The sequence below is a fragment of the Pseudomonas coronafaciens pv. oryzae str. 1_6 genome (genome assembly GCF_000156995.2).
GTDB classification, from domain to species: Bacteria; Pseudomonadota; Gammaproteobacteria; order Pseudomonadales; family Pseudomonadaceae; genus Aquipseudomonas; species Aquipseudomonas tremae.
Genome location: NZ_CP046035.1, coordinates 1,902,388 through 1,916,024, shown reverse-complemented (window position 1 = coordinate 1,916,024; position 13,637 = coordinate 1,902,388). Strand labels below are relative to the sequence as shown.

Genomic DNA, 13,637 nt, shown 5'->3' with positions numbered 1-13,637 from the left:
TTGCCTGGGGAAATTAAGTTACGCGCGCGTCATGATGTAATGACCCAGGCTTTTTTCCGGCCCGTAAAAGATTGACAGCATGTCCCTGATGTCCAGATGCAAGACCGTGCATTCTGACGACTCGTGCAATTCGTCCTTAAAGCGAATGTTCAAGTCATTGAACCCCATGTGCGCCAATGCATTGATCGGTGTGTGGGGTGTGTCGAGAAAACAATTGGCGAGGACGTTGTAGTTTTTCTCTCTCAGGCAATACTGCAATGCCGCTTTTACCAAGGCGGCAAAAATGCCGTAGGGGTAAGCGGCGAATATCCGGTCACGGTATCTGGCCGGCACCATGAGCCGCGCGCATTCGATCAACGCACCCTGAGCCCTTTCTCGCACTGCAGAAATATCGGCAAACTTGTCGATGGGCAACCCCTGGTCCCCATCGATGATCATGCGCATCACACCCACTGGCTCGCCCCCGTCGTCAGTGGCCAGCAAGTAAACCGAACTGGTGTGGTAGCGATCATTGCGAGGGTCCGTGGCATCACGGTCCAGCCAACCTAACTCCTCACTGTAAACTTCTTGCCAGACAGCCTTGACACTGGCGAGTTCGAGATCAGACTGTGCCAGTTGTACCCGGCCTTTAAAGTCTGTCGATGTGGCGTCGTAAAAGGGCAGTGTCGATCCGTTCATGGTGTGCATTCCATAGCGCGTATAGATAGGTTACTGCCGTTATTGAAACAATCATTGCAACTGCACTGATGAGGCCCACGACCGGCGCTTCGACAAACTCAAGCAGTGCGCCCAGCAGGAACGACCCTATGGGGCAGCCCCCCATGAAGAACAACATCAGTAGCGCTAATACTTGAGCCTTATTAGAGGCCGGTGCGTTTTCCTGAATCAGGGTCTGGCCCATGCTAAGTGCAATCCCCCCCAGAAACCCCCAACCAAAAACCAGTAAAAATAAAACCCACTCTGTCAGTACTGACGGGATGACGGCCAGCAGAACTGAGGCGAGCAGGCAGGAGCTGATCAGCGCGCGCAGGGTGTAATGGACTCCCCCTTTAACGACCAGGGTAACGACAGAGGCAATCAACCCGCCCATGAACACGGTATTGAACAATGCCAACAAAGAGGCGCTGTACCCCGGTAACCCGGAAACATGGAGGGGCATCATGACGAAAAACGAGCCCAGGAAGAAAACACCGATCAGGCCATTCAACAACAACACCGGAAAGATGACCGGGTGCCGAATGGAAAATCGCAGTGCGGTAAGTGTCTCGGCGATCAGGCCCGAATGACGCTTGCTCGGCGTGGTCACTGAAATACGAGAAGCGGCCAGAGACGACATCACGAACAGCAGCGACAACGACAAGAACATCAGGCTGATGCCCACCTGCTGCGCAATACCACCGATGGCAAACCCTACAGTCTGAATCCCGAACTCAATCCCTATATTGATCGTGACGATCTTCTGCAGTTGCTTCTTGCCCAGTACGTTAAGGTACAGCTCTCTGGCAGGGGCGCAGAACGCCGACAGCACCCCGAATGACAACGCATAGATCAGGACCTTGGTGTAAGTGATTGCAGACTGGTAACTCCACACGGCGAACACAAGTGCGGTCAGGGCGCTGGCGAGGTACACGCAGACCAGCAACTTGCGTAACGGCTTGCGATCAGCAACATAACCTCCGTAGATCACAAGAATCAGCACCGGCAACATCAGGCACATCTGGGCAACGCCAAATTGAAAGGCAGATGCATGGACAACGCTGATCAGCACCCAAGGCAAGAATACGCTGTGTATTCCCACGCAGATGAACCAGAGACTGGAGGCCAGGAAGAATCTGGAGACATTGTGCCGTTCCTGAGTATCGAGCACTTCGTTCACGGCGCACACCTCAAAAGCCTGGCCCCGGTCGGGGCCACGGCGGTCAATCGACATTGAAATGTTTGCGATTCTCTTTGGGATTTGCCCACGTGCCGTTGAACTCATAAATGCCGTTATCGAATGTAGAGCCGTCAAACCAGTAATACTTGGGCATCGGGGGAAGTTCGGTGCTGTATGGTGCGCCTTCAAGGTCGCATAGCATCAGCGCTGAGCGACAGAGAATCAGGTAATGCGAGGCTGTCGGTGCCACGGAAAGAATGGGGACGTTTCCTGTTTCTTTCATCCAGTTGAAAATGTCGGGAATGCTCGGGAACCGGGGCTGATAAGACGCCTGAAGCATCACCAGCTTTTCGACCAGTTCAGGCGTCATATCGGCGTCTTCCGGAATATTATAAAAATCTTCCAGTGTCAGGCCGGCCTTGTCGAACTTGTAGACGTTGGCGCCCCAACCTACCACCGAGGATGCCAACAGGCCTTTGCACTTGGCGGAGTTGCGATATGCCCGATGCAGCGCATAGCGCTCGGCAATGCTGTAGAAGTCCATTTGATCCAGTACCAGATCACAGCCCTCCACGAACGCTTCAGCCGTGTGCTTCTGTATGCCCTCAGGGAACACGTCGACACTCACGTCACCTGCCAACCGGTGAACCAACTCGGCAACCACCAACGCTTTATTGCGGCCAATGGTTTCCAGTGAAGCGCCCATTTGCCGGTTGATGTTGCTGATATCAAACGAGTCGGGGTCGGCAATTTTGATGTGCCTTACACCTAAGCGTGCCAACCCCAGGGCCACGGCCCCGCCAATACCTCCCGCACCAGCGACGCCGACCACCGCACCGGAGAGTTTGCGCTGACTGGCAAGTTGTTGCAGTTTCGTATTACCCAGAAAACAACCGCTGCGTGAGACCCGTTCGTTGTACACCTGCTCGATAAAAACGCCGGGGAATTTAACAATGCGTGCTTTCTTCAACATGGTCTGATCCTTGATTAGTTGCGGCCGCCACAAAAACTGCAGGTCAGTGACAATCGGGGGGATGAACCGTCCAGAAAAACCTGAACTTCGCGGTATAGTTCGAAGCGCTTCTTTTCAAACAGCATGGCGTGGGTGCCTTTATCAATCAGCACGTAGCGTTTACTGGGGGCGTTGCTCAAGTGTGCGTACAGCCATTCAATGTCTGCTGCGGTGGTCAGCACGTGGTCGTAATCTCCACGCGTTATTAAAACGGGCACCTTGATGTTCGCGGGGTCCCAATACACACCCTGCCAGGCGTCATAGATATCCTGAGCAAAGCCTCCGGGCACTTTGATCATATTGTTTTGATGGGCCCTCTCCAACGCAGCGTCACGGGGCCAGTTGTTTACAAACCCGTGTTCGAGTTGCGTCTCGGTGCCAGGTGGGCGATCGTCTTCTATCATGGACAACCGTGTGGCCACCGGGATTTCATAAAAGCTCTTGTCGGGTCTTTCGGCACTGCCGAACACGCCCTGCACAATACTGGAGTCTGTGTGGTCACGCCGGACAATGGGAGAGTTAAACACGACTTTGTCTACCTTATCGCCGTGCGCACTCAGGTAATACCCTACCGGTATGGCGCCCCTGGACGTGGCGATAAGGGTCAGTTTTTTAGCGCCGGTGACGTTCAATACATAGTCGACGGCCGCATCAATGACAGGCACCAGACTCTTGGCATTGCCCACTGATTCAGCGCTGGCATCCGGAGTGGCCTTGCGCATTTCCGGATAATCATCAGAACGACCATAACCCGGCAGGTCAACGACCCAGGCATCGCGCCCTGAATAGGCAACATCCTGCGCCCACGAATAACCCTCTATGGCATACCCGGCCGAGAGTTTGCCCGAGATAGTGGCGCCATGAATAAACAGGACAACGTTTGATTCTTTCAGAGTGCGCGCGTTAACCCCTTTTGGCGATTCACGCCAGAGTGCCACTTTCAACGCGTCTTTCTTTAGCATGACAGTATGAACTTCCGCTTCCTTTACAGCCACCGCCTTGTCGGTAGCCATTGGGGAGGCGGACACTAACAGTACGGTGGTACAGGAAGCAAAAAACAAGGCAGCGGAAGCGGTCCTTTTCATCAGTTGACGTCCATGCGATAAGTTGAATAAAAGCATTCCACAAGCGACCTTTATTGTCTGTTCAATCTTTTTTAATACCCTTCACGTTTTTTTAATCCTCCTCCTCGTAAAGAGAACTAACATAGTGCTTTCAGGGAGCCACCATGAACACATGTCAGGCATTCAGAGCATTGCATGAGCGCAATGAGTTATTCGTCATGCCCAACGCATGGTGCGAGGGAAGCGCGCGGCTTATACAGCAGATGGGCTACGCCAGTATCGGCACCACCAGCGCCGGAATTGCCTATGCAAAGGGTTACCGCGACTCATCACCCTCGATGGATAACGAGGATCGATTTGCGGCAATTGATCGTATCGTGCGGGCGGTGGACATACCTGTGACCGCAGACCTGGAGAATGGGCTGGCAAAAACGCTGGAGCAGGTCGAGGAGCACTTCAGGCGGGCCTTGAGCATAGGCTGCGCAGGTGCGTCCATTGAAGATATATCCGACTACAGTGACCCGAACATTCCGCTGTACTTCCCTATCGCAGAAGCATGCGATCGGGTGCGTGCTGCCAGTGGGGCAGTCCATGCGCTTGATGCCGACTTTATCGTCACGGCCAGGACAGACTATCTGCTCGGGGCAAACGAGTATTCGCTAAATGAGGTCGTAGCGCGGCTGGTCGCGTTTGAAGAAGCTGGAGCTGATTGCCTGTTCGCGCCCGGCGTGAGGTCAATCGAGGATCTTGAAGTGATTCGCCGCTCACTCACCAAGCCGCTCAGTGTCATCCCGGTTTCCGGCATGACAGTCGACAGGCTCAGAACAATCGGCATTCGCCGAATCAGCTTGGGCAGCTCGCTGTTTCGTGCCGCCTACCGGCAGATTTCGACTGTTCTGTTGCAGCTGGAAAACCCGGATGGGCTGGATTTTCTAAAATCGGGGCTGAGCCTGAGTCAGCTTGACGATGTCATGCGGTAGCCAGCAAAGACAGGTCTGGCGACCGCACTCAACCTGGCATCCGTATTTGATGAGGGTGCGGATATGGAGCAATGACAGCGAAGGCTCACTCTGCATTCAGGGGGATGAACACCGCAAATGTGGTTCCTTTGTCAGCTTTCGATGTCACCTCGATACGCCCACCATGTGCATCGACAATTCTGGCGACAATGAACAAACCAAGCCCCAGGCTCGAGTAGGGCCCGTTATCGGTCATTTTCTCGGGCGAGTAGCGGTCCATCGGGTTGAAAATGAACGGAAGCACGTCTTCGGGAATCGGACTGCCCGAGTTGTGTACGGTGAACTGGAGGATCCCGTCAGCGGCATTCAGTGTTACTTCAACAGGATCACGGCTGCTGCCATGCTGTATCGCGTTGCCAATCAGGTTCGAAAAGACCTGTTCCAGCCGATCACCATCAAAATTGCCAATGACCGGGTCATTTGAGATCAGGCGAATATCCGCTTCAGGATTGACCGTACTGGACTCGTCGACAATCCGCGCGCAGATAGGCTGGATATCTATATTGGTCTTTTTCAACGGAATGCCGGGGCCGATCTGTGAACGGGTGAAGTCCAGCAGATCGCCGACGATCTGGCTCGCCCGCTTGACGCTCGAGTAGATCCTCGAGGCGACCTTGGTAGGTCGCGCGCCTAGATCGCTAGTACGCAATAACACGTCAGCGCCGAGCAATATCGCGCTTAAAGGGGTGCGCAAATCGTGACCGAGAATACCGAGAAAAATATTGCGTGAAACCTGAACCGCGCTCGTGTAACTGGATATGGATTCAGCCAGAGCCTGATCGATTGCTTCGTTGAACCGGATCATGTCCTCCATCTGCAACTGCGGGTCAGCGGTCTGATGGGTCATCCATTGCTTGATAACGCTCGCTCGCAGCGCACGAAACTCGGAAACCACCTGATCGATGGTAAACCCTGACATCAATCGGGTGATGGCGTGAGTCTTTGCCGCAGTCTGGTCATCCGACAGCACCTGACCTTGTGATTTTTCGACCTGCTCCTGAGACGACTGATCAGTTCGCAGGTCTGTAGCGATGGCCCGGAGCATCTGCTCGGCATGGTCCTTGAGCTCTCTGGAGTCCAATGGCTCACCAGGTGTTCCCAATGTGCGTGCGAAATCGGTCCACTCGCGCACAATAGGTTCGATGTTTTCAAGAATGAAGCCCGATAACCGCATAGCAAATCAAACCTGAAAAAGAACCATGCGAGCCGCAGGTTCGAGCTTTAAGTCAGACACCCTGCCTGAATGAAGAAAGGGTGCATATTTGTCGAAAAAATTTTCGGGTTGCCGATGCAGCAACCTGTTGACCAAACCTAGTCGGACAGCGCCTGAAGGCGAGCCTGAACGGCATCGTCAAAAATGATGTATAGCTTCTCGGCGTCGGCAGGACGCAGTTTTCTGGACGCCTCCAAGCCGTGAATGTATTCGATCTGCAACGCGGCCTCGGCTTCGAGATCGGCACGGGTACTGGCGGCGTCGAGCGCTCTTACCAGATCGCTGATCTCTCCCTGGACGGGTTTGGATAGTCGAAGTTGATCAAGTTGTTCCTGCATGCGTTCAATTCCCGGTCAAAACCCTAGGGGCGGCAGCAGATCACGGCGCGTTATGCATTGCAAGACAATAGGCAGATCATCCAGCCCTGGAAGGCTCGGCGTGTTCCTCGATAAGGCTTTTAAGGCTGTAGGTAACGACACCCAGGATGATCAGATCATCGTTGTCGGTAACGCGAAGCGGCGGATAGTCCGCGTTCTCCGACTCCAGGATTACCACCTCGCCACGCATGTGCAAACGACGGCATATCTGCCTGGCATTGAGTGAGGCGACAACGATATCACCGTGTTCGGCGTATTGGCTGCGATCAACCACCAGCATGTCTCCGCTGCACATGGCAGCGTCTCGCATGCCCTCGTCTTCAACCCTGGCCAGATAGACGTGAGGCTCGCGTACTTCGCAGAGCTCCGCGATCGAGACATGACGCTCCCCACGCGTTTGCGAACCGACGGATGACAGAGAGACGAACGGCAGGCCTATGCTCCGCGTGGATAGCGGGCCGAGAAAGGTGACACTCATGAACGCGAGCCTTTTATGATTAACTGTATATATATACAGTTAATCGGTTATCTGGCGTCAGGTCAATCCCGGATACCTCAGCCTCGACGGGTGGCAATCATCTGCGCGAAGCGCATGGCTGGCATGTGCCTCGCGCAGGCTCACTGCGGTGCCGCTTCGGACTGCGACAATTGCTCGATCAGTGCCACGGTCAGATAAAGCCTGGGCGCAATGCTCGACAGCTCTATGTACTCATCGTCTGCGTGCAGCCCCGCGCCAACCACACCCATCGTTTCGAGTACCGCCGGTTTGGTGCTGCCAGGCACATAGGCATAGCCTGCGTCAGTGCCGAAACGCATGGCAATAGGCTCGATGTTACGACCGATTTTCTTGTAAAGCGTCTGCGCAGTCCTGGCCAGCTGTTCGGAACCTGTGTTTTTCGCCAATGGTGGGCGGCCCTTTTCCATGCGCAGTGTCACCTGGGTACCATCGATCAGTGTGTTCTTCACGATACGCTGACCGTCGGTAAGCACCCGGTCGCTTTCGCTCAGATCCGAATAGCGCATGTCCGCTTCGGCCGAGGCGCTGGCTGGAATGATGTTGCGCTTCTCTCCTGCCTTGCTGAGCGTCCAGTTGACCGTCGTGCCTTTGGCCGGATCGCCGAGGTCCTTGAGCTGCAGCATCTGGTGCGCAAGCTCCAGGGCAGCATTGCGCCCGGCCTCAGGGGCCGAACCTGCGTGCGAAGACTTGCCTTTGACGTCGAGAATCAGCCCGTTGATGCCGTTGGTCGCGACAGTGACAGCGTCTTTGTCAGGGGGCTCGTACGAGAAGACGTAATCGTGCTGGCGAGCCAGTTCGGCAATGACTTTTTTTGATCCGCTGGAGCCGGTTTCTTCATCTGGATTGAACAACACAGTGAGCGTGCCGAAGCCCTTGAAGTTTTGATCCTGCAACAATTGCAGCGAATGCAGAATCATCGCTACGCCACCCTTGGCGTCCGCCACACCGGGGCCGTAGGCGCGCTCGCTGTCGATATTGAAGGGTCGTCTGGCGGCAGTGCCCGGCCCGAATACCGTGTCGTAGTGGACCATCAGCAAAAAGGACCGAGTACCGTTGCCCTTGAACGTACCGACGATGTTATCACCGGCAGAGGGCTCGGCCGGGGTCGTCGCGACTTCAGCCCCCAATGCCTTGAGGCGCTCGACCAGCATGGCGCTGACGGTTTTCAGGCCAGGTGCCTGGCCTGTACCGGTGTCGATGTCTACCAGCTCCTTGACAGTTGCAAGGTAAGGTTTCTGTTCGGCCTGGGCTTTTTTCAAGAGTTCGTCAGGTGACAGGCCTTCGGCAAAAGCGCTTATGGACAGCAGTGAGAAGCCGATCGCGGCAGCGATGGATGAGCGTCCTGGTTGCATGCGGGTTCCCTCGGATCAGTGCAGATTGAAGTTACATCTTTATCCAACGCTGCTGCGAGCACCAGCGTGTTATAGATCAGAGACCTTGCACGCAGAGGTTGAGCGGTTAAATTCACTCCGAGGGAACAAGCAGTCCGCGATGGGCTCAAAAACAGTCTCTACAAGGTTTTCACGACAATGCCGACCTTGAAGCCCTTCATCTGCATGCGTTATGCGCTGCGGCCTTGAGTGGGCGGCAGCGCTCGGGTAATGTCATCCAACCGCACAGGACAGAGCACGCTCATGACTTCCAAGCTGGAACAACTCAAGCAATTCACCACCGTCGTCGCTGATACAGGCGACTTTGGCGCTATCGAAAAGCTCAAGCCGCAGGACGCTACTACCAACCCCTCCCTGCTGCTTAAAGCGGCATCGAGCGAAAGCAACAAGCCGATGCTCAAAGAGGCATTCGGTGGCAGCAATGGCGACATCGGTCTGGCCTGCGACCGCTTCGCAGTTGCCATCGGCCAGGAGATTCTCAAAGTCGTACCCGGTCGCGTATCCACCGAGGTGGACGCTCGACTGTCTTTTGACAAGGACGCTCTGATCCACCGCAGCGAGCGTCTGATGGATCTTTACGACAAGGCAGGCATCAGCCGCGATCGCGTGCTGGTCAAACTTGCTGCCACGTGGGAAGGCATCCGCGCCGCCGAACATCTCGAGAAGCAAGGCATTCAGACCAACCTGACCCTGCTGTTCTCCTTCGCGCAAGCCGTTGCATGTGCCGAAGCCGGCGTATTCCTGATTTCGCCGTTCGTGGGCCGCATCTACGACTGGTACAAGAAAGCGGAAGGCACCGACTACACCGGCGCAGAAGATCCAGGCGTACAGTCGGTAACTCGCATTTACAACTACTACAAGGCCAACGATTTCAAAACCGTGGTCATGGGTGCAAGCTTCCGCAACCTGAACCAGATCGAACAACTGGCTGGTTGTGACCGCCTGACCATCAGCACCGAGTTGCTCAACAAGCTGGCCGAGGATACCGGCACGCTGGAGCGCAAACTTGCTCCTGGCAATGCAGGCGAGGCGCGTCAGAGCCTGACCGAAAGTCAGTTCCGCTGGGCCTCTAACGAAGATGCCATGGCCACTGAAAAACTGGCTGAAGGTATTCGTCAGTTCGCTCGCGACCAGGAAAAGCTGGAAGCGCTGCTGTCCGCCAAGCTCTGAAAACGTTAAAGGGCGGCACCCTCGCGGGTGTCGCCCTTTTTGCTGTCTGCGATTCGGTACGTTATGAGAAAGGCTCGCCTAGCGCTGCCCTTCAAGTGCATTGACCAGGTCGTGGAACGCTTCGCGATTCGAGTCATTGAGGCCCATGAGGATCTTGTGCGCTTCAAGCACCTTGGCCTTGACCACCTCTTCGCATTGGTCCTGCGATGGCAGGTCAGTCAGGCACTCAGGCCGCGGCAAGGGCCGGTCGACGATATTAAAGACCTGATCGAAGCCCATCGATTGCAGCAGACGCGTGATGTCTTCGTGGGTAGTGACCAGGGTCGGCAACAAGCCCACCTTTTGCCGTGACAGGATCGACAGTTTGGCCAGCAACCCCAAGGTGGTGCTGTCAATGCTGCGAGTCTCGGTCAGATCGATCACCACCGTCGAGAAATTCAACGCAGTGAAGATGCGCTCTATCGTCGCATCCAGGGCCGAACACAGCGTCAACCGTACTTCACCCACGAACTTGAGAACGAAGGTGCCTTCCTGCTCGGCGAACTGGATTCTACCGGTACTCATTCAAGATTCCTGCTTAACACTAACAAGGCGATATCATCCGGCATCTCCCCTAGCGTTGCCAATTCAAAAACCCGCTGCAAGCCATCCAGGCTGCCGCCAGCTGCCTTCACCAATTCGGGGAGCACAGCTTCTTTCTCCTTGAGTGTATCACCGGGCAGCAAGTCCAGTATGCCATCAGACAGCATGGTCAGACTGAAGGACGCCGGCAGGTCGATCTCGTGATCCTGATAGGTCGCTTCGTTGAACAGGCCTACTGGCAAGCCACGGCCCTCCAGATAATGCGCCTGCCCTTCGGAATACAACACAGGAAGCGGCAGATGCCCACCGACGGCGTAAGTCAGTTTACCCGACTCCTCGTCAATGACACCCCCGACCATGGTGACATGCTTGCCCAGCTTGCAACTGATCAGCCCGCGGTTGATGTGCCCGAGCACATCCGAAGGTTTGAACTCCGGCAAAGTCCCGCCGCGCTTGGACTCAAACAACAGGCGCGTGGTCATGAACTTCAGCAGCACAGTAATGAAGGCTGATGAAGCGCCATGTCCCGAGACATCCGCCAGATAGAAAGCAACGCGCCGCTCGTCGACGCGGAAGTAATCGACGAAGTCGCCAGACAGGTACAACGAAGGAATGATCTGGTGCGCGAACTTGAATGCGTCAATCGACCACGGCGTGATGGGCAGCATGTTCATCTGAACTTGCCGACCGGCGTCCTGATCTTCCTGCAACAGGTGAAGGCTGGCTTCAAGTTCGCGATTGGCTTTTTCCAGTTTTTCGCGATAAACCTGATTTTCGGTCAGCAGGCGCGCTCGATCCAGCGCACGGCGTACGGAATGCTCGAGGACGGCAAGGTCTTCGAGGGGCTTGATCAGATAGTCGGCAGCGCCAAGGCGCAAGGCCTCGACCGCATCGCTCATCACGCCCGCGCCGGACACCACAATAACAGGCGTCTGCGGAGCGACCGCGGTGACCTGGCGAATAAGCTCGAGGCCACCCATTTGCGGCATGCGCAGGTCGCAGACCACCAGATCGGGGGTTTCCTGCTCGAACGTCTGAATTCCCTGCAAGCCATTGCTGGCCTGCAGAACGCTGAAGCCGCTGTCTTCCAGGTAGGCTGCGAGGCTCGCGCGCACTACGTCGTCGTCATCGATAATCAGCAGCTTGGCACTGGTTTTTGGCATGGGGGCAAACGGCGCCAGATCAGGTTGGCGTAGGCGACCCGGTTCAACCGGAAATCGCTTACTGGATTCGCTTCTAGCCTCTCCGCAATAACACGAGCACAACTGATTGTGCATGTCGTGTTTCAGAGCTGCCCTTCAAGGCGCAGACGGTACTCCCATCCGAGTGGCGTTTCAAGCATGCGCCGGCCTTCACGTTGCGCTCTTTACATCACAAATCACCGGGAGTTATAAGAACAGACAAATCAGCAACTAAAACGAAGGACTGAACATGAGTCGAAATGATCGCGACTACGAGGAGAAGCGGGATTACATCCGCATGCGTGTTGATGCTGACGTCAACCTGATTCACGCAGGCCAGGTCATTCCTGCCGTGTGCATTGATCTTTCCAGCTCGGGCATGCAGGTCCAGGCGCCCCGCTCGTTTCAGGTGGGCGATCGACTCAGCGTGAGTATCGACTCCGACCATCCGGCGCTCAAGGGTCTTGAGGCGGAAACAGAAGTAGTCTGGGTCAATGATGTAGAAGGCGGCGGACAGAAACTGGGCCTCTCGATCATCTCGATGAGCTGACCGCAGGCGGAACGGGTTCACATATTCGAAAAATAATAAAGGCGACCTAAGGTCGCCTTTATTGATTCAGACAAGTGCCGCGTGATGATTAAAAATCATCCTCGACCTTGCCGTCCTTGACCTTGAACTCGCGGTTCTGCAAGTAAGCATTGCGGATGAACGTGTAACGGTCGCCGCTGACCATACGTTCGGCCGACAGCAGACTGGCCCGCGTGTCGACCAGATTGACGCCCAGCGCCGTGTTACGGGTAGGCACATGGTCGATGTAACGGTATGGCGAAGTGTAGGTGTCGGGGTACTTGGCGAACGCGTCACGCACGGTGCTCGGCCCCAGCAGCGGGATGACCACGAACGGCCCGCTCGGTACGCCCCAATAGCCCAGTGTCTGGCCGAAGTCTTCATCGTTGCGCTGCAGGCCCATGCGGGTACCCACGTCGATAAAGCCCAGCAGCCCGAAGGTGGTGTTGAAGATCATGCGCGCGGTGTCGACACCGGCAGCTGCAGGCTTGGCCTGGAGTACATTGTTCGCCAGGTTGCCGACATCACCGATGTTGTTGAAGAAGTTGTGGATACCGTCTTCGACGAACTGCGGTGCGATGTATTGATAACCTTTCGCCAGTGGCTTGAGGGTGTAGGTATCAAGGGTATCGTTAAAGGTGAAAATGGAGCGGTTGATGCCTTCCCATGGATCGTCCTCGGCAGCCTGTACGGCCACTGGAACAAGCGCAATGCCAGCGCAGAGGGACATTTGCATCAAACGTTTGATAAAGCCTGCACCGGTCACGGGCATAGCTGACACTCCTGATCGAGATATCGAAATAATGACGCGGGTGCTACGCCCCACACGCTAAGTAAGAAGGTGAGTATAAAGCCTTCTGTCGCGAATAAGGCATATCTGTCAGCAAAGGGAGGCGGATAAACCTCGTCATCGCACGTTCATTGAAGTGTCACACAAGACCGGTAGCGTCTCTGGTTATTTCAGAGACATCCTCATGCTCGCGCCTGTGCTCACCCCTCTGCCAACTTTCCCCGCCCTGCTCTTCGGCCTCAGCGGCTGCCTGGTGGACTTTGGCGCACAGGCAGGCGATGCCCGCAAACTCGACCGCGAACACGCGCAACTCACACCAGGTGCCGAGCAGGCCCTCAAAGCGTTGCGTGCCAAAGGCATGCCGTGCGCCTGGATTGATGAACTTCCCGATGCGCTGAGCGAAACGCTTGCCGCCCCGGTGAACGAATGGGTCATCCCTGCGCCGCGGCCAAGCGCCGCCTGGCCTGCCCCCGACGCCTGCTGGATGGCTCTGATGGCGTTGAACGTCAGTCATCTTGAGGGCTGCGTATTGATCAGCGGCGATCCGCGCCTGTTGCAGTCCGGCCTGAACGCCGGGTTGTGGACCATCGGTCTGGCCTCATGCGGCCCCCTGTGCGGGCTTTCTCCAACGCAATGGCAAGCCCTCAGTGATGCCGAGCGCGAACAGCGACGAGCCAGGGCCACACTCAAGCTTTACGCGCTGGGCGTGCATTCTGTGATTGACCATCTGGGCGAACTGGAATCCTGTCTGGCGGACATCGCGTTGCGACGCAGCAAGGGCGAAAAACCCTGATACACATGCAGAGGCGTGCTTACTGGATTAGTCTTGCGTCATGGTGGACCTTTAGCCTTTCGGCGAAGTCCATGAGACAGACTT

15 protein-coding genes are annotated in these 13,637 nt (G+C 55.8%); 4 read left to right on the top strand and 11 right to left on the bottom strand.

The window, feature by feature from the left end:
• Window positions 1-18: 18 nt before the first annotated feature.
• The 4 genes from POR16_RS08720 to POR16_RS08705 are packed head-to-tail and all read right to left on the bottom strand — an operon-like array spanning window position 19 to window position 3,973.
• The gene (locus POR16_RS08720; RefSeq protein WP_005887577.1) at window positions 19-678 is read right to left on the bottom strand and encodes an N-acyl amino acid synthase FeeM domain-containing protein; all 660 of its coding nucleotides are present in this window, start codon (window positions 676-678) and stop codon (window positions 19-21) included.
• Entirely contained in the window at window positions 629-1,876 is a 1,248-nt protein-coding gene (locus POR16_RS08715; protein WP_122381088.1) for an MFS transporter, read from the bottom strand. The genes POR16_RS08720 and POR16_RS08715 overlap by 50 nt, the downstream gene beginning before the upstream one ends.
• Window positions 1,877-1,919: 43 nt before the next feature.
• The gene (locus POR16_RS08710; protein WP_005887573.1) at window positions 1,920-2,849 is read right to left on the bottom strand and encodes a ThiF family adenylyltransferase; all 930 of its coding nucleotides are present in this window, start codon (window positions 2,847-2,849) and stop codon (window positions 1,920-1,922) included.
• Window positions 2,850-2,863: 14 nt separating this feature from the next.
• A complete protein-coding gene (locus tag POR16_RS08705) occupies window positions 2,864-3,973 on the bottom strand; it encodes an alpha/beta hydrolase (protein ID WP_080267882.1) in 1,110 nt (369 codons plus the stop codon).
• Between the two features lie 143 nt (window positions 3,974-4,116).
• Here POR16_RS08705 and POR16_RS08700 point away from each other — a divergent pair, with 143 nt between their 5' ends.
• Window positions 4,117-4,932, top strand: coding sequence for an isocitrate lyase/PEP mutase family protein (locus POR16_RS08700; RefSeq protein ID WP_005887567.1), 816 nt, complete (start codon window positions 4,117-4,119; stop codon window positions 4,930-4,932).
• A gap of 85 nt (window positions 4,933-5,017) precedes the next feature.
• Here POR16_RS08700 and POR16_RS08695 read toward each other — a convergent pair whose 3' ends face one another.
• From POR16_RS08695 to POR16_RS08680, 4 genes are all read right to left on the bottom strand, one after another.
• The gene (locus POR16_RS08695) at window positions 5,018-6,145 is read right to left on the bottom strand and encodes a sensor histidine kinase (protein WP_005887565.1); all 1,128 of its coding nucleotides are present in this window, start codon (window positions 6,143-6,145) and stop codon (window positions 5,018-5,020) included.
• Between the two features lie 137 nt (window positions 6,146-6,282).
• Complete coding sequence (locus tag POR16_RS08690; RefSeq protein WP_005887563.1) at window positions 6,283-6,522, bottom strand: hypothetical protein; 240 nt, start codon at window positions 6,520-6,522, stop codon at window positions 6,283-6,285.
• A gap of 76 nt (window positions 6,523-6,598) precedes the next feature.
• Complete coding sequence (locus POR16_RS08685; RefSeq protein ID WP_005887561.1) at window positions 6,599-7,039, bottom strand: LexA family protein; 441 nt, start codon at window positions 7,037-7,039, stop codon at window positions 6,599-6,601.
• A 140-nt stretch (window positions 7,040-7,179) separates the two neighbouring features.
• The gene (locus POR16_RS08680) at window positions 7,180-8,430 is read right to left on the bottom strand and encodes a M20/M25/M40 family metallo-hydrolase (RefSeq protein ID WP_005887559.1); all 1,251 of its coding nucleotides are present in this window, start codon (window positions 8,428-8,430) and stop codon (window positions 7,180-7,182) included.
• 282 nt (window positions 8,431-8,712) lie between these two features.
• Between POR16_RS08680 and tal the strand changes: the two genes are divergently transcribed.
• Window positions 8,713-9,639 (top strand): transaldolase, encoded by a 927-nt coding sequence (gene tal / locus POR16_RS08675; protein ID WP_005887557.1) that lies wholly within the window; start codon window positions 8,713-8,715, stop codon window positions 9,637-9,639.
• A 78-nt stretch (window positions 9,640-9,717) separates the two neighbouring features.
• Here tal and rssC read toward each other — a convergent pair whose 3' ends face one another.
• Together rssC and rssB are read right to left on the bottom strand one after the other, a co-directional pair.
• Window positions 9,718-10,203: an anti-sigma factor antagonist RssC gene (gene rssC / locus POR16_RS08670; protein ID WP_005887556.1), complete on the bottom strand. Its 486-nt coding sequence runs from the start codon at window positions 10,201-10,203 to the stop codon at window positions 9,718-9,720.
• Window positions 10,200-11,384: a two-component system response regulator RssB gene (gene rssB, locus POR16_RS08665; protein ID WP_005887555.1), complete on the bottom strand. Its 1,185-nt coding sequence runs from the start codon at window positions 11,382-11,384 to the stop codon at window positions 10,200-10,202. Before rssB ends, rssC begins: the two co-directional genes overlap by 4 nt.
• A gap of 268 nt (window positions 11,385-11,652) precedes the next feature.
• Between rssB and POR16_RS08660 the strand changes: the two genes are divergently transcribed.
• Window positions 11,653-11,952 carry a PilZ domain-containing protein gene (locus tag POR16_RS08660; protein WP_005887554.1) on the top strand — a complete coding sequence of 100 codons (300 nt, stop codon included), beginning with the start codon at window positions 11,653-11,655 and terminating at the stop codon, window positions 11,950-11,952.
• A gap of 88 nt (window positions 11,953-12,040) precedes the next feature.
• On the opposite strand, the gene POR16_RS08655 is transcribed toward POR16_RS08660, so the two are convergent.
• Complete coding sequence (locus tag POR16_RS08655) at window positions 12,041-12,742, bottom strand: MlaA family lipoprotein (RefSeq protein ID WP_005887552.1); 702 nt, start codon at window positions 12,740-12,742, stop codon at window positions 12,041-12,043.
• A 202-nt stretch (window positions 12,743-12,944) separates the two neighbouring features.
• Between POR16_RS08655 and POR16_RS08650 the strand changes: the two genes are divergently transcribed.
• Complete coding sequence (locus POR16_RS08650; protein ID WP_005887550.1) at window positions 12,945-13,553, top strand: HAD superfamily inactivated hydrolase PcrP; 609 nt, start codon at window positions 12,945-12,947, stop codon at window positions 13,551-13,553.
• Window positions 13,554-13,637: the final 84 nt, after the last annotated feature.

Excerpts from the sequence above, each read along its gene's own strand:
- rssC (WP_005887556.1), bottom strand. The coding sequence starts at position 10,203 with ATGAGTACCGGTAGAATCCAGTTCGCCGAGCAGGAAGGCACCTTCGTT.
- POR16_RS08655 (WP_005887552.1), bottom strand. The coding sequence starts at position 12,742 with ATGCCCGTGACCGGTGCAGGCTTTATCAAACGTTTGATGCAAATGTCC.
- POR16_RS08680 (WP_005887559.1), bottom strand. The coding sequence starts at position 8,430 with ATGCAACCAGGACGCTCATCCATCGCTGCCGCGATCGGCTTCTCACTG.
- POR16_RS08700 (WP_005887567.1), top strand. The coding sequence starts at position 4,117 with ATGAACACATGTCAGGCATTCAGAGCATTGCATGAGCGCAATGAGTTA.
- POR16_RS08705 (WP_080267882.1), bottom strand. The coding sequence starts at position 3,973 with ATGAAAAGGACCGCTTCCGCTGCCTTGTTTTTTGCTTCCTGTACCACC.
- POR16_RS08695 (WP_005887565.1), bottom strand. The coding sequence starts at position 6,145 with ATGCGGTTATCGGGCTTCATTCTTGAAAACATCGAACCTATTGTGCGC.
- POR16_RS08710 (WP_005887573.1), bottom strand. The coding sequence starts at position 2,849 with ATGTTGAAGAAAGCACGCATTGTTAAATTCCCCGGCGTTTTTATCGAG.
- POR16_RS08685 (WP_005887561.1), bottom strand. The coding sequence starts at position 7,039 with ATGAGTGTCACCTTTCTCGGCCCGCTATCCACGCGGAGCATAGGCCTG.
- POR16_RS08720 (WP_005887577.1), bottom strand. The coding sequence starts at position 678 with ATGAACGGATCGACACTGCCCTTTTACGACGCCACATCGACAGACTTT.
- POR16_RS08690 (WP_005887563.1), bottom strand. The coding sequence starts at position 6,522 with ATGCAGGAACAACTTGATCAACTTCGACTATCCAAACCCGTCCAGGGA.
- POR16_RS08650 (WP_005887550.1), top strand. The coding sequence starts at position 12,945 with ATGCTCGCGCCTGTGCTCACCCCTCTGCCAACTTTCCCCGCCCTGCTC.
- rssB (WP_005887555.1), bottom strand. The coding sequence starts at position 11,384 with ATGCCAAAAACCAGTGCCAAGCTGCTGATTATCGATGACGACGACGTA.
- tal (WP_005887557.1), top strand. The coding sequence starts at position 8,713 with ATGACTTCCAAGCTGGAACAACTCAAGCAATTCACCACCGTCGTCGCT.
- POR16_RS08660 (WP_005887554.1), top strand. The coding sequence starts at position 11,653 with ATGAGTCGAAATGATCGCGACTACGAGGAGAAGCGGGATTACATCCGC.